Source organism: Streptomyces sp. NPDC001401, from assembly GCF_042895385.1.
Classification (GTDB): Bacteria; Actinomycetota; Actinomycetes; order Streptomycetales; family Streptomycetaceae; genus Streptomyces.
In genome coordinates, this window is the sequence record NZ_JBIAWI010000018.1 from 98,221 (window position 1) to 112,045 (window position 13,825).

The 13,825-nt window shown below is 68.8% G+C and carries 12 protein-coding genes; 4 read left to right on the forward strand and 8 right to left on the reverse strand.

The window, feature by feature from the left end; genetic code table 11:
• Window positions 1-1,353, reverse strand: a complete 1,353-nt coding sequence (locus tag ACFY10_RS41970; RefSeq protein WP_390670590.1) for an MFS transporter — start codon at window positions 1,351-1,353, stop codon at window positions 1-3.
• Between the two features lie 253 nt (window positions 1,354-1,606).
• Between ACFY10_RS41970 and ACFY10_RS41975 the strand changes: the two genes are divergently transcribed.
• The gene (locus tag ACFY10_RS41975) at window positions 1,607-2,236 is read left to right on the forward strand and encodes a GntR family transcriptional regulator (RefSeq protein ID WP_390670720.1); all 630 of its coding nucleotides are present in this window, start codon (window positions 1,607-1,609) and stop codon (window positions 2,234-2,236) included.
• Between the two features lie 237 nt (window positions 2,237-2,473).
• On the opposite strand, the gene ACFY10_RS41980 is transcribed toward ACFY10_RS41975, so the two are convergent.
• The 3 genes from ACFY10_RS41980 to ACFY10_RS41990 all read right to left on the reverse strand — a co-directional run bounded on the left by ACFY10_RS41980 (window position 2,474) and on the right by ACFY10_RS41990 (window position 5,972).
• Window positions 2,474-3,175, reverse strand: coding sequence for a LuxR C-terminal-related transcriptional regulator (locus tag ACFY10_RS41980; protein WP_390670591.1), 702 nt, complete (start codon window positions 3,173-3,175; stop codon window positions 2,474-2,476).
• 140 nt (window positions 3,176-3,315) lie between these two features.
• On the reverse strand, window positions 3,316-4,824 hold the full coding sequence (locus ACFY10_RS41985) for an MFS transporter (RefSeq protein ID WP_390670592.1): 1,509 nt from the start codon (window positions 4,822-4,824) through the stop codon (window positions 3,316-3,318).
• Between the two features lie 101 nt (window positions 4,825-4,925).
• Window positions 4,926-5,972 carry a lipocalin family protein gene (locus tag ACFY10_RS41990; protein WP_390670593.1) on the reverse strand — a complete coding sequence of 349 codons (1,047 nt, stop codon included), beginning with the start codon at window positions 5,970-5,972 and terminating at the stop codon, window positions 4,926-4,928.
• Window positions 5,973-6,201: 229 nt separating this feature from the next.
• Between ACFY10_RS41990 and ACFY10_RS41995 the strand changes: the two genes are divergently transcribed.
• Window positions 6,202-6,870, forward strand: a complete 669-nt coding sequence (locus ACFY10_RS41995; RefSeq protein ID WP_390670594.1) for a TetR/AcrR family transcriptional regulator — start codon at window positions 6,202-6,204, stop codon at window positions 6,868-6,870.
• 89 nt (window positions 6,871-6,959) lie between these two features.
• Here the strand turns inward: ACFY10_RS41995 and ACFY10_RS42000 are convergent, their stop codons facing one another.
• The gene (locus ACFY10_RS42000; RefSeq protein WP_390670595.1) at window positions 6,960-7,166 is read right to left on the reverse strand and encodes a hypothetical protein; all 207 of its coding nucleotides are present in this window, start codon (window positions 7,164-7,166) and stop codon (window positions 6,960-6,962) included.
• Between ACFY10_RS42000 and ACFY10_RS42005 the strand changes: the two genes are divergently transcribed.
• Together ACFY10_RS42005 and ACFY10_RS42010 are read left to right on the forward strand one after the other, a co-directional pair.
• Window positions 7,066-7,827: a fumarylacetoacetate hydrolase family protein gene (locus ACFY10_RS42005; protein ID WP_390670596.1), complete on the forward strand. Its 762-nt coding sequence runs from the start codon at window positions 7,066-7,068 to the stop codon at window positions 7,825-7,827. The two genes, ACFY10_RS42000 and ACFY10_RS42005, sit on opposite strands and share 101 nt — an antisense overlap.
• 601 nt (window positions 7,828-8,428) lie before the next feature.
• Window positions 8,429-9,202: an IclR family transcriptional regulator gene (locus ACFY10_RS42010; RefSeq protein WP_390670598.1), complete on the forward strand. Its 774-nt coding sequence runs from the start codon at window positions 8,429-8,431 to the stop codon at window positions 9,200-9,202.
• Between the two features lie 440 nt (window positions 9,203-9,642).
• Here the strand turns inward: ACFY10_RS42010 and ACFY10_RS42015 are convergent, their stop codons facing one another.
• From ACFY10_RS42015 to ACFY10_RS42025, 3 genes are all read right to left on the reverse strand, one after another.
• Complete coding sequence (locus tag ACFY10_RS42015; RefSeq protein WP_390670599.1) at window positions 9,643-10,332, reverse strand: type 1 glutamine amidotransferase domain-containing protein; 690 nt, start codon at window positions 10,330-10,332, stop codon at window positions 9,643-9,645.
• Window positions 10,333-10,678: 346 nt separating this feature from the next.
• Complete coding sequence (locus ACFY10_RS42020; RefSeq protein ID WP_390670600.1) at window positions 10,679-11,428, reverse strand: TetR/AcrR family transcriptional regulator; 750 nt, start codon at window positions 11,426-11,428, stop codon at window positions 10,679-10,681.
• Window positions 11,429-11,437: 9 nt separating this feature from the next.
• Window positions 11,438-13,777 carry a bifunctional 3-(3-hydroxy-phenyl)propionate/3-hydroxycinnamic acid hydroxylase gene (locus ACFY10_RS42025; protein WP_390670601.1) on the reverse strand — a complete coding sequence of 780 codons (2,340 nt, stop codon included), beginning with the start codon at window positions 13,775-13,777 and terminating at the stop codon, window positions 11,438-11,440.
• Window positions 13,778-13,825: the final 48 nt, after the last annotated feature.

The following is a 13,825-nucleotide window of genomic DNA, read 5'->3' on the forward strand; positions in this document are numbered from 1 at the left end:
TCAGGGGGTAGCGGGGAGAGGGGCTTGGGCGGACGCGGTCACCGCCCGGTCGGCTGCCCGGCGTTCGTCCACGCCCCATGTCTCGCGCGTCACCAGCGCCGCCACGAGGCCCAGCAGTCCGTAGCAGCTGAAGAGGATGGCGGGCCCGGTCCAACCGGTGGCGGAGTAGAGCGCCGTAGCGATCATGGGAGTGAACCCGGAGACCACGGCGGACAGTTGGTAGGCCAGGGAGGTTCCGGCGGTACGGGTCCTGGTCGCGAACAGCTCGCAGAACCAGGCTCCTTGGACACCCGCGAGGGAGTTCTGGCAGACGGCGTAGCTGATCAGGAAGGCGAGCAGGACAAGTGCCGCGGCTTCGGTGTTGACGAACAGGAAGAGCGGGAAGCCCCAGGCGACGCTCACCGCGCAGCCCAGCAGATAGACCGGGCGGCGGCCGATCCGGTCCGACAGGTGGCCCCAGAGCGTGGTGGCGGCGATACCGAGGGCCGCGGCGGTCACCAGGGCGGTGAGGGTGGTGGTGCTCGAGACGTCGGGGGCGTCGCCGTCGTCCAGGTAGGACAGCACGAAGGTGACCGAGACGGCGTACCCGGCGGTCTCCGTGATCCGCAGGCAGAAGGCCCGCAGGACGTTGCGCCAGTCCTCTCGGATCACGTCCAGCAGCGGGTTCTTGACGACTTCGCCGGACTCTTTGAGCGCCTCGAACTGGGGTGACTCGTCGATCTTGAGCCGGATGAAGATGCCGACCGCGATCAGGACGGAGCTGAGCAGAAATGGCACGCGCCAGGCCCAGGTGTCGTTGAGGGTGTGTCGGCTGAACAGGAAGGCGAGGTTGGCGAGCAGCAGACCGACCGGGAAGCCGGCCTGGGTGATGCCCGTGTACAGCCCACGCCGCCGCCAGGGGGCGTGCTCGAAGGTCATCAGGATGGCGCCGCCCCACTCGGCGCCGAAGGCGAGCCCCTGGATCACGCGCACCACGACCAGCAGCACCGGCGCCCAGATCCCGACCATCTGGTACGTGGGCAGGCAGCCGATCAGCACGGTCGCGACGCCCATCAGCAGCAGGGAGCCGACCAGGACGGGTTTGCGGCCGACGCGGTCGCCGAGGTGACCGGCGACGATGCCGCCCAGCGGGCGTGCCGCGAAGCCGATCCCCAGCGTCGCGAAGGACAGCAGGGTGGCCGAGAGCGGATCGGAGTCCGGGAAGAACACATCACCGAAATAGAGGGCGGCCGCCGTTCCGAAGCCGATGAAGTCGTACGTCTCGATCGTCGCGCCGACCCCGCACCCGACGGCGACCCTCAGACGCTCGGGCGACCCGTGCGCCGCCTGCTGCGGCGCCGTGAACTCAGCCATGCCGATCCTCCTTGATCGTAGGCAAGCGAGCCGTCCCGGGCTCACTGTTGACTGTCGACTGTTAACAGTCGAGGGATGATGCTGGGCCCGATGAAGAGACGTGTCAACCCTCCCGGCCGGTCGAACTGCCGACTGTCAACAGACGACAGCTGGTCTACAATGATCGCTCGCAGCGTTGAAAGGGGTATCGACCGTGTCCGGTCAGGCTTTGACCAGTCTCACCCGCTCGACGACGCTCCGGGAGCGCGCGCTCGTGGCTCTGCGGACGGCCATCACCACAGGCCAGTACCGCCCCGGCGACCACCTCGGAGAAGTGGAGATCGCCGAGCACCTGTCGGTGAGCCGCGGCACGGTACGCGAAGCCCTGCGCCACCTCCAGCAGGAGGGGCTCGTCACCGCGGGCGCCCGCGGCATGCTGCGCGTGTCCCAACTGACCCCGACCGAGGTGCGGGAACTGTTCCAGGTCCGGGAAGCGCTCGAAGGCCTCGCGGTGGCGCAGATCATCGCGTCACCCCGCAGACAGGACGCGGCCGAAGCCCTGCGCAAGGCCCTGGCAAAGCTCCACGACGCCTTCGAGTCAGGAGCGGACCTGGCCGCGAAGGTCGAGGCCGATCTCGGCTTCCACCTCCTGCTGTGCGAGCTCTCCGGCAACTCGATACTCCTCAAAACCTGGCGACAGCTCGAGGGGCCGATGCGCGTGGTGATCATGAGCGCAGCCGGCGAACGCCGCGATGTGGCCATGTCCGCGACATCCCACTCCCCCATCGCCGACGCGGTCGCGCGCGGAGACGCGGCAGCGGCCCAGGAGATCCTGCACAGGCACATGACCTCGGCGATCGAACAATTGGGCATCGGGTCGGAAGCCACACCCGAGATTGCCTGACCAACGACCTGGCGGGCGCACCTCAATACGGGCGAACGACCTCTGAGCTGCGCGGGCGTGTCAAGGTGCCCGAGGCTCGCGGATGGCAGTGACTCACACACCTACGGAGAGTCGAGCAACACCATGGCGCACGAGGTCGGCACCGGCTGAGGCCGCGAGCCCCGCCACTCGCCGCCTCGGTCGGTCCGGAAGAAGTCTCCGTAGCACCTCAGGACGGCCCCGGCGCCGATTCATGTGTCAGGCCGCCGGTTGTACCAAGCCGGACTCGTAGGCGTAGGCCACCGCCTGGACGCGGGAGCGGGCCTGGATCTTGGCGAGGATGTGGCTGACGTGAGACTTGACGGTGGTCGGGGCGATGGACAGCCGGGCGGCGATCTCGGCGTTGGACCAGCCGGAGGCGACGGCGAGGAGGACGTCGCGTTCGCGTCCGGTGAAGGTGTCGGACTCGGTGTGCTGCTCAAGGGGGTCGGGGGTGCGCTGTTGGCGGACGGTGTCGATGAGTGCGCGGGTCAGGCCGGGGGTGATGACGGCGTCTCCGGCGGCGACGATGCGGATGGCGGCGGCGAGTTGGTCTGGGCTGGCGTTGTGTGGGAGGAATCCGCCGGCTCCGGCGCGCAGGGCGGCGTGAGCGTGTCCCTCGCGGCTGGTTGAGGCCAGGACCAGGACGCGGGGCGGGATCCAGTCTGCTCTGGCGGAGTCGGGGACGTCGGGGAGAAGGCGTACGGGTCGGGTGATGCGTCGGATGGCCTCGATGCCGTCCGTGTCGGGAGAAGGGGTGGCCATCAGGACAACGTCGGGACGGAGTGCGGTGCTCAGGCGGACCGCCTCGGCTCCCCTGACTGCTTCGCCGACGACGGTCAGGTCGGGCTCGGCGGTCAGGAGCATCCGGAGGCCGATTCGCTGCAGGGACTGGTCGTTGACGATGAGGACGGAGACCATGCCGGTCGTTCTCCTTGCCGGGTGTGGGGGGATGCGACGTCATCGACGAGGGTGCTTGGGGTGCCGGGCCGAGACGGCCCGCCGGGTTTGCGGGCGGGCCGTCTCGGAGGGTGGGGGTCGTCGCGGGCCCGGGCTGGGTCTTACATATGGACGACGGGCGCTGCGTCCGGGTCCTGCGTGGGTACGCCGCGGCGGTACAGGACGATGCTGATGACCAGGCCGACGGCGAAGAAGACGGCCGACCACCAGTAGGCGGTGGAGTAGCCCTCCAGGCCGGCCTGGGCCTGGACGGCCGGGTCCGCCGGGTTCCTGCCGTCGAGGTAGTCGGTGACAGCGCTGGAGAAGAGGGTGTTGAGCAGGGCGGTGCCAAGGGAACCGCCGACCTGCTGCATGGTGTTGACGGCGGCGGAGGCGACGCCGGCGTCCTCGGCACCCACGCCCGCGGTGGCCAGGCTCATGGCCGGGGCCATCACCAGCCCGAGGCCGAGACCCGCCACGACCAGCGGGGGCATGATGTCGGTGGCGTAACTGCTGTTCAGGTCGAGGGCGGTGAGCCAGACCATGCCGGCGGCGGCGAGCCCCATACCCAGCGGCACGATCGCCTTGGGGCCTATACGGGGGATCAGCACGGTGGTGGCAAGGGTTGAAGCGAGCATGAGACCAGCGACCATGGGCAGGAAGGCCAGCCCGGTCTTGATGGGCGTGTAGCCCAGGCTCTGCTGGAGGTAGTAGGTCAGGAACAGGAAGACACCGAACATGCCGGCGCCGGTGATCAGAACGGAGATGAAGGAGGCGCCGCGGTTGCGGTCGAGCAGGACCCGCAGCGGCAGCAGGGGGTGGGCGGCGCGCGTCTGCCACCAGGTGAAGACGGCGAGCAGGACGGCTCCGGCGAGGAGGAAGGCCCAGGTCTGCGGGGAGCTCCAGTCATGGCTCTCGGCATTCGAGAAGCCGTAGACCAGGCAGAACAGGCCGCCGCCCACCAGGATGGCACCGGGGATGTCGAGGGTGGCGGACTTGTCGCGGGTGGTGCGCTGCAGCAGGAGCATGCCGCCGACGAAGGCGACGGCCGCGAAGACGAGGTTGACGTACAGGGTCCAGCGCCAGTCGAGGTACTCGGTCAGCACGCCTCCCAGCAGCAGCCCGATGGCACCGCCGGCGCCTGCGATGGCGCCGTACACGCCGAAGGCCTTGGCGCGTTCCTTGGCATCGGTGAAGGTCGTGGTCAACAGGGACAGGGCCGCCGGAGCGAGCAGGGCGGCGAACACTCCCTGCGCCGCCCGCGCGGCGACGAGCACCTCGAAGCTGCCCGCGGCGCCGCCCAGGGCCGAGGCGCCGGCGAAGCCGACCAGCCCGACCAAGAAGGTCATCTTGCGGCCGAAGAGGTCGGCGATGCGTCCCCCCAGCAGAAGCAGGCTGCCGAAGGCGAGGGCGTAGGCGGTGACGACCCACTGCCGGTCGCCGTCGGAAAAGCCCAGGTCCTTCTGGGCCGAGGGCAGGGCGATGTTCACGATCGTCGCGTCCAGCACCACCATGAGCTGGGCCACACCGATGACGACGAGGATCCACCAGCGGTGGCGAGGCGGTGCCTCGGCGGACGGGAGAACAGACACGGTGGCCGCGTCCGTCGTGTCGACGGTGGTTCGGGGCATGACGAAACTCCAGAGCCGGGTGAAGGGATGGGGCGGTCGGGCCGTGCGGGGAGAGGCAGGATGCTCTTGTGGCCGAGTCGTTGTGCAGCGGCCGTGGACGGCTACTGTCCGCCGGTGAGCTCGACGTAGGTGGTGCCGGTGACCGGGCGGTGGTCGTAGGTGCCGGTGACGGCGGCGCTGCCTTCGTAGCGGGGCCCGGGGACCACCAGTTCCTGGTCGTTGGCGTAGGTCTTGACGTTCAGCTTGGCGTGCTCGCCCGGGATCGTGACCTTCCAGCGGGTGGGGTACTTCTTGCCGGTGTGCGGGCTGGTCCAGAGGGTGGAGTTGTCGGGCGTGAGGGTCGCCTCGGCGACGGTCTGGGTGCCGTCGGGCTTCAGGACGGTCGCCCAGGTGTTCTCCTTGCTGTCCTTCGTCTTCCAGAGGCTGATCTTGTCGCCGTTGGACAGGTCGAGATTCATCCAGGACCACGAGGCCTTGCCCGCGGCGATGTCGGGAAGGGGTCCCCACTGGTGGTCCAGCCAGGACTGCCCGCGGACCTTCTCGGTGCGACCGTTGAGGGTCAGCGTGCCGGAGGTGTCCATGGTGGGGAGCGCGTACTCGTAGTTCGGGTACTTCGCGTCGCCGAACATGGGGAAGTTGCCCGTGCCCATGTTGTAGAGGACGTTGCCCTGGGGGCGGAAGGTGACGTCGATAGTGCCCTCGGGGACCTTGGCGCGCAGCTTCTGTTCCTTGGTGTCGCCGGTCCAGGTGATGTTGTCGGTGTGGATGTCCACGCCCTGCTTGTCGGAAAGGCCGGTCCGGGGAGGGAGAGCGATCTCCGACTTGGTGTACCAGCCGGTGTCCTCGTCGGTGATCGACACGGTCGAGAGGGTGTGCCCCTGCTTGGCGTCGCCGGAAGTCAGGTGATTGGCCAGGAATCCGTACCGGTGGCCCCCGGCGGTCACGTGTGCGGTGACGTACCAGGACTCGTTGAGCCGGTCGGGGTTGGCGGTGAGGTCGGCGGCAGGGTCGACGGCGACCGGAAGACCGGTCTGCCTCAGCCCCTGCCCGGAGGCTGTGGTCGCGGTGGCCGAACCTCCCGCGGCGAGGGTGAGCGAGGCGACGAGCGCGGCGGCGACGGCTGCCGCACCGACAGTGGTCTTGCGCATGATGACTCCTTGGGAAGGTGTCCTGCGGACCGAAGCGTACGAAACTGTTTCGTACTCTCGTTGGTCAAGGTGACGGACAGGAGGAAGGTTGCCGTACGGGACATGACGAATGCCCGGTCGAGCCACACGACGACTCGACCATCAAAGTGGAGAAGCAATCTCCGGTTGCTAACCCACCCTAGCACGAAAACTGGAGAAGTCATCTCCACATACGGGATACAGTGGATCCATGAGCCGCAGGACCGACCCCACCCCACCACCCCCGGAGCCACACCCGAGCCCCCTGCGGGCCGACGCGGAACGCAACCGGCTGCGCATCCTCGCCGCTGCCCGGGAGGCCTTCGCCCAACGAGGGCTCGATGTCACGATCGACGACATCGCGCGTCAGGCAGGCGTCGGCGTCGGCACCGCCTACCGCCGTTTCGCCAACCGCGAGCAACTCGTCGAAGTCGTCTTCGAAGAGGCCGCGGAGCATCTCGTCGCACTGGCCGAACAGGCGCTCACCCACGAAGACCCCTGGGACGGATTCGTCCACTTCTTCCTGACCACCGCCGAGAACTTCGCCGAAGACCGCGGTCTGCGGGAGGCCCTACTGGAGGGCTTGCACGGCAAGAAGCGGGTGGCCGCCGCCCGGGACCGCCTCATCCCCCCGATCAGCGCCCTCATCGCACGCGCCCAGCAGGCCGGCCAACTCCGTGGCGACTTCGAAGCCACCGACTTCCCCCTCATGCAACTCATGCTCGGAGCCGTCACCGAGCACAGCCGAAGCGTCGCCCCCGACGTGTGGAGGCGCTACCTCGTCCTCTTCCTGGACGGCCTGCGCCAGGACCGGGACCATCCGACTCCCCTGCCGCACCGCGCACTCGACAAGGACGAGTTCGACCGAACCATGGAGTAAGGGCCGAGCGAAACCGCTCAAGGTGCTGGCGACCAAGCCAGACACAGTCCGCCGGTAACGCCGGGCAGGAGACCGCGCGTCGCCCGGGGTCACGCTCGGCTACGCCCGTCCAAGAGTGCGCCAGAAGGCGCAGTGGTGTTGGGCCGCGAAGTCCGGCATCGTCGAGACGTTGTCCGGGCGAGCTGCACGATGCCGTTGCCGCCGCCCTGGTACGCCGGCCAGTCGGGTTGGCCGTGGCCGTTGGGGACGCCCCGCCCGGCGAACGTGTCCCAGTACCGCATGATCCTGTCGGACAACGCCGTCTGCGCGGGGGTGAACCGCGAGGGCTGCTGGGCGAAGCCGTCCTGGAAGAGACAGCACCCCACGCTGTTCGCGCGGTGGACGCGGTCGCTGACGGTCGGCGGGGCCGAGATCCCCGTGCCCTCCACCGAGGATGGTCTCGACTGGGAGGGCGAGATCGTGGCCTGGGTGGGCCGACGTCTGGTGGACGCTGACCCCGCCGAGGCGCTCGATGCGGTGGTCGGCTACTCGACGTTCAACGACGTCACCGCACGGCGGGCGCAGAAACTGACCTCACAGTGGACCCTCGGGAAGAACGCCGACCACTCCGGCCCGCTGGGCCCCCTGGTGCCCGCCGGCGAGGTGGGTGACCTGCGGGACGGACTGCGGGTGCGGACCCGGGTCAACGGCACGACCGTCCAGGACGCCTCCACCAGCCAGATGATCCACCACGTGGGCGAGACGCTGGCCCACATCTCGCGCACCCTCACGCTGTGCCCCGGTGACCTGCTGGCCACCGGCACCCCGTCCGGTGTCGGCTACGCCCGCACACCACCCTGGCTGCTGCGGCCCGGCGACGCGGTGGAGGTCGAGGTCGAGCGTCTCGGAATCCTCCGCAACACGATCGTGGGTGGGGACCACCGCCGGAAACCCCCTCTCGGGGATCCGCCCGGTTGAGGACGCACGGTGTTCCCGGGGTCGTCTCCGGGCAGGAGCAGCGGGGTGCTGGGCCCGCAGGCGACAGGCCGCCCGACCGCTGAGGGCATGGCCGGTGATCAAGTTGTGGATCTCCGAACCAGGGCGTGCTCAGCTGCTCGAGCCGGGATCCGGAGTGGTGGTGAGCGCCTGCCGGACCAGCTCGTCCTCGACTTGGCGCTGCCATCGGTGGCGGCTGCCCGGTGTCGTTCCTTCGGTCGCCCGAGCGCGGGCTCACGAAATGGACACCTCATCGGCCAGATCCTCTTTGACGGCCGAACCCGAGCTCGTAGCCCCCAACGGTGACCCCTCGCAGCCGGAGAGGAAACCGACGATGAGCCGCCCCGTCGCTCCGCTCGAAACGCATGGCAGGCACGGGCCAGCGCCTGCGGCCGGTCAGCCGGACTCTCTCTGGCTGCACACGTGGTTCCTCGTCGGTTCCCTGAGCACGAGTTCAGCGCAGAATCGACCCATTATGCGGTCAAGTGATCCACTATACGGACCGAAGGGCTCACGGCTACGATCAGAACCACTCCATGGCGCCCTCACTACGATGACGGGGTCCACCACCGAAGGAGAGAGCGTGAGTGAGTCGTCGGGCACACGGCAGGGAATGCAGTCGGTGCTGCGATCCCTCGATGTCCTCGAAGCCGTCGCCCGGTCACAACCCGTCGGAATCAGCGCCCTCGCGAGGTCGCTGGGAATCCCGAAGGCGACGGTCCACAGGATCTTGCGCACTCTCGGCGAGGCCGGCTGGCTGGCCCCGCAGGGAGCACCGGGAGAACAGCGCTGGGTCCTGACCGCCCGGGCGCTCGCAGTCGGAGCGAGGGTCATGACTCAGGACGACCTCCGAGAACGAGCCCGCCCCGTCCTTGAAGACCTCGGCCGGCGAACGGACGAGAACATCCACCTTTCCGTCCCGGACGGCGAGTCGCTGGTCCTGATCGACAAGGTGCCGTCGACCCGGCCCGTTCAAACGGTCGCGCAGGTCGGCGAGCGGGTGCCCATGGTCCTTACGGCGTCGGGCTGGGCCTACCTCTCCCGCCTCCCACTTTCGGAGCGGGCCGCCCGCATCCCGCCCGTCGTCGATCTGGCCACCGGCGCACGCCTCACCCGCAAGGAGGTTCTCGCGGAGCTGGAGGCCGTCGCGGCACGAGGTTTCGCAGTCAACCCCGGGCGGTGGCGACCGGACGTCTCCGCGGTCGGTTCGGCCATCAGCGATCGCCAGGGACAACCCGTGGCCGCCCTGTCGATCTCGTTGCCCAGCTACCGACTCACCGACGATCTCCACGAACCCTACGGACAGATGGTGATGGAGGCTACCGAGCGGATCTCGGCGGAACTCGCGCGTCGCTGACGAACGCCCGACGCCTGGCAGGTGCGTTCCTGAGGCGCTTGGCCTTCCGGCCGGTGTGGCGAGAGCGCGCGCCGGGGGGCGCGACACTCAGGAAGTTGCCCGGGTGGACTCGTAGACGCCGTCGAACGGGCCCGGCTCGCGCGCCGTCGGCAGTCGAGACCGCATCCCCTCGCCCACCGGCAACGTCGTCGCTTGCGCGAGATGACAAGCATCTTTGAATTGGCTGCAAGAGGTGCGGAGTCCCCCCGGTACGACGACTCGGCCAACCGCTCTCGACGGTGGTTACCGTCTCGGGGCTGTGCGGGAATGGATCGGCTCTCCGGCTCTTCGGGCAGGCATGGTGTCACCGCGTGCCCGCCCAAACCGCCCCGGCCGCGCCGGCGTACGGGGCCGACGCGGCCGGGGCGGTCACGCGCTGGCGAGCATGACGACGTAGGCGCTCACACGCCGCCCGTGTTGAGCAGCTCGATCAAGGCGTCGGCCGCGGGAGCCGAGGAGGCCGGGTTCTGCCCGGTGATCAGCAGACCGTCCTTGAGGACGTAGGGCTGCCAGTCGCCGGTCTTGGAGTAGACACCTCCGAGCTTGGTGAGTTCGTCCTCGACCAGGAAGGGGACGATGTCGGTGAGCTGGGCGGCCTCTTCCTCGGAGTTGGCGAATCCGGTGACCTTCTTACCCGAGACCAGGGGGGTGCCGTCCTCGTTGACGACGTGGCGCAGGACCCCGGGTGCGTGGCACACCAGCCCCACCGGCTTGCCCGAGCGCAGGGTCGACTCGATCAGCCGGGCGGAGACGATGTCCTCGGCCAGGTCCCACAGCGGCCCGTGCCCGCCGGAGTAGAAGACCGCGTCGAAGTCGCCGGCCGAGACCGAGTCGAGGCGCGCGGTATTCGCCAGTGCCTTGGTCGCCTCGGGGTCGGCCTCGAAGCGCCGGGTGTCGTCGGTCTGGGAGCCGGGCTCGTTGCTCTTGGGGTCCAGCGGCGGCTGTCCGCCCTTCGGCGAGGCGAGGGTGATCTCCCAGCCGGCCTCCTTGAAGCGGTAGTACGGCGCCGCCAGTTCCTCCAGCCAGAAACCGGTCTTAAGGCCGGTGTCACCCAACTCGTCGTGCGAGGTGAGGACGATGAGGACCTTCATGACACACTCCTTTGATTGATTGGACCAGTCAAATATTCAGATGAAGCGGATCTCCTGGTCGATCGGCCAGGAGGCACGGGCCTTCTACAAGTGCAGCAGCCTGCGGGTCACCGCTGCGGCGGCGGCGAGCGGCGCCAGGCTGCGATGGATCTTGCACATGACGCTGGCGCCGAGCCACATGTCGTACAGGGCCTGCGCGACGTCGCGGGCCTCGCCGTCGACCGAGAGGAGCCGTCCTCCAGGCCACTGGTGACGTCGCGAACATGTCGACGTCCGTCATGGGCGGGACGGTCACGATTCCTCCTCGAACTGAGCGGCGACGCGGCAGACCTGGCCTGATGTCATTTCACGCGTTTCCTGGCGACGTTTCCGACGAGTTCACCGCTCGCCGGGGTCCGCTATTTGCACCAGGTTCTTCGCCTCCCGAAGGCGGTATATCAGATCGACAAGACTTATGTGCCACGGCCAAGGGGACATGCTCATGACTCGAAGGGGGCGGAACGACAGGGCAGTTGGTCAGCAGCGCGGGCATGATCGCCAGGTCGATGTAACGCGTCGCGTAGTCCATGTCGAGGAAGGCGCCATCGGTCAGCGGCCGGGCCATCAGCATGACGAACAGCAACTGCGGCAGGAACTCGACGGCGGCCGGCCGGGCGGTCAGTTCGCCGCGCTGGACGGCCCGTTCCACGAATCCGTCCAGCGCGGCGGACTCGGGTTCGACCAGCGACGTGCGCATGGCCGACGCGAGTTCCGGATCGATGAGCACGGCGTGGGCGAGCGCCGCCAACAACTCGGTGTCCCGCTGCACATCCGCCACCAGTTGGTCGCACAGGGCCAGCAGGTCACCGCGTAACGTGCCGGTGTCGATCGCGCCTATGTCCACCCGCCGCGTGGCGTACAGCGCCGCCACGATCATCTGCGGTTTGCCGCGCCAGATGCGGTACAGCGTGGCCTTGCTGCAGCGGGCCCGGACCGCCACCGCCTCCATGGTCATGGCCTCGTAGCCGACCTCGCGCATCACGTCGAGAGCGGTGGTGAGCAGTTCGACCCACCGCTCGGCCGTCATTCGCTTGCGGCGGATCGGCTGGTCCGGCATACGAGGGCCTCACCGATTGCTCGTGGCGGAACCGACCCGGTCCGTGACGAAGGTCTCGACGAGATCGACGAATTGCTCTGGTGTGGTGTTCTGCAGGTCGTGCCGGTCACCGGGAATCAGCCGGAACTCCCCTTCGGGCAGGACGGTGCGGAAGGTCTCCTCCTGGGACGGCTTCAGGATCTCGTCGTCGGTGCCGAGCAGCCCCAGTACCGGGATCCCCCGCTCACGCACGACGGCGATCGCCTCGGTCGCGTCCATGTCCGGGGGAGTCAGCTGGATCATCCGCATCCGGTTCGCCATCTGGCGCGCGACGTACCCGGGGGTGGCCCACGGCTTGTCGGGGTGGATCGTAGGAACGCCTGCCGACAGAGGGCGCTGGTCCTCCGCTCGGCTCGGCGCCATGGACGCTTCGAGGATGATGCCCTGCACCCTGTCCGAGATCCTCGCGGCCATGTGCAGCGCGTTGGCGCCGCCCATGGAGGTTGCCAGCACGACGAACGGCCCGTCGACGAGGTGGGCGACCGCCTCGGCCAGCAACGCACCGACCTCGCTCTGGGACATCGGCCGGGACACGTCCGTCTGGTCGCCCCAGCCCGGGGGGTTGATCTCCACGACTCGGTACCGCTCGGCCAGACGGTCCTTGGCGGTGGACATCTCCAGGCCGGCGGAACCGGGCAGCGACACGATGGTGCCCAGGGGGGCCGCGGGGGCGGCTTCTGCATAGTGAAGGGTGAATCCGTCGACCGGCAGTGTCGCCAGGGCAAAGGCGGCTCCGGGCCGCGGGACGGGTGGCACCGCGGCGGAAGGGGCAGGGAGTTCGGTCCGGGTCAGCGCGGCGGCCAGGGCGTCGATGAGTGCGGGGAGGTCCTCGGCGGTCGCCGCTGTGCCGAAGAGGTAGAAGTCCGGGCGGCTGAGGTAGGCGACCAGGCCGTTCTCGTCCAGGAAGGACCGGTAGGTGCCGTCGACATCCTCGACCTGGTCCGGACCGAGGGCGACGACATGAACGCCCAGCCGCTCCAGCAGGCCGGTGTGGGCCGATGTGAGCAACTCCGCGACCGGAATCCGGCTGACCAACTGGAAGCCGAAGCCGACGAGATCGTCGAGCAGCCCCCTGCGCTCACCGATACGGACGCGCCCCTGCGGGCTCAGTGAGCCGGCCAGTGCAACCGGGCCGCCCTCGGCCGTGCTCTGCAGGAATCCGGTCGTCAGCGTCGGCATGGGCAGGAGTGGCACCTCGCCGGAGCGGAGGAAGGCGTCGCGGGCGGTGGCCTTGTCCGGGTCGGTCTCCGCGGTCAGGGTCCACGTCATCAGCGAACCCTGGATGAGGGGGGCAACGTGGGCGAGCCGCTCCGGGCCGTAGCTGTCGAGAACCGAGTCGGGTGCCCGGCCGTCGAGCACGAGGTCGAGACGCCACGCGAGGTTGATGGCCTCCCGCATCGCGCTGCACGATCCCTGCCCCATACCGGGGGTCATGAGATGGGCGGCGTCACCGCCGATGAAGACGTTGCCCGCCCGCATCCGGTCGGCGATCTCGGAGCGGAACCGGTAGGCGACCTGCCGCGTGACGCGTACCGACTGCGCTCCGATACCGGTCTTGTCCTGCAGGAAGCCCAGTGCGTGCTCGTGGGTGCGCACCTCGGCGGGGTCGTCGGGCAGCAGCCTCATGTCGATGCGGCATCGCCGGTCGCCGTTCGGGCCCCAGTAGTAGGTGCGGGGGGCTTCCAGATGGATCTCGGTCGGCGGGGTGGCGACCTCGGGATCGATGATGTCGTAGTCGGTCAGCATCCACTCGTCGTCATGGCATTGGAGCACGTCCATGTTGATGCCGACCGCCTGCCGGACAAAACTCGATCCCCCGTCCATGCCGATGGCGTAGCGGGCGTTCACGCGGATCTGCTCACCGTCCGCGTCCTTGACGGCGGTCACACAGACCCGGTTACCGAGGTCCTCCACACCGGTGGCGGGCGCCCCCCAGTGGACCTGCACCGTCGGGCAGACGTCCACGCGGGCGTGCATGGCGGCTTCGATGTTGGGCTGATGGAGGCTGAGGTGGAGGGGGTGGCCGCACACCGTCCTGTTCCAGTCGGCCACGAGAGCCGGCTTGCCGTCGGCACCGTAGATGCTGCCCGTTGCCTGGGGCACGGAGTCCTTGAGCGCTTCGGCGGGGTCGGTGGCGTGTTGCAGGACGCGGGCGATCTCGCCGTCGAGCGTGCTCATCCGGGGCAGGTTGTAGGGGGCCGGGAACTTCTCCAGCACGGCCACCTTGTGGCCTCGTTGGCCCAGGAGGGAAGCCAGCACGGCACCTCCCGGCCCGTACCCGACGACGGCGACATCGACATTGATGTCCATAGCGGCTCCTGCTGCGGCATGGGCGGTCAGGGGTTCCCTGCGGCCCGG

Coding starts and splice junctions, on each gene's coding strand:
- ACFY10_RS41990 (WP_390670593.1), bottom strand. CDS start 5,972: ATGCGCAAGACCACTGTCGGTGCGGCAGCCGTCGCCGCCGCGCTCGTC.
- ACFY10_RS42015 (WP_390670599.1), bottom strand. CDS start 10,332: ATGAAGGTCCTCATCGTCCTCACCTCGCACGACGAGTTGGGTGACACC.
- ACFY10_RS41995 (WP_390670594.1), top strand. CDS start 6,202: ATGAGCCGCAGGACCGACCCCACCCCACCACCCCCGGAGCCACACCCG.
- ACFY10_RS42025 (WP_390670601.1), bottom strand. CDS start 13,777: ATGGACATCAATGTCGATGTCGCCGTCGTCGGGTACGGGCCGGGAGGT.
- ACFY10_RS41980 (WP_390670591.1), bottom strand. CDS start 3,175: ATGGTCTCCGTCCTCATCGTCAACGACCAGTCCCTGCAGCGAATCGGC.
- ACFY10_RS41985 (WP_390670592.1), bottom strand. CDS start 4,824: ATGCCCCGAACCACCGTCGACACGACGGACGCGGCCACCGTGTCTGTT.
- ACFY10_RS42020 (WP_390670600.1), bottom strand. CDS start 11,428: ATGCCGGACCAGCCGATCCGCCGCAAGCGAATGACGGCCGAGCGGTGG.
- ACFY10_RS41970 (WP_390670590.1), bottom strand. CDS start 1,353: ATGGCTGAGTTCACGGCGCCGCAGCAGGCGGCGCACGGGTCGCCCGAG.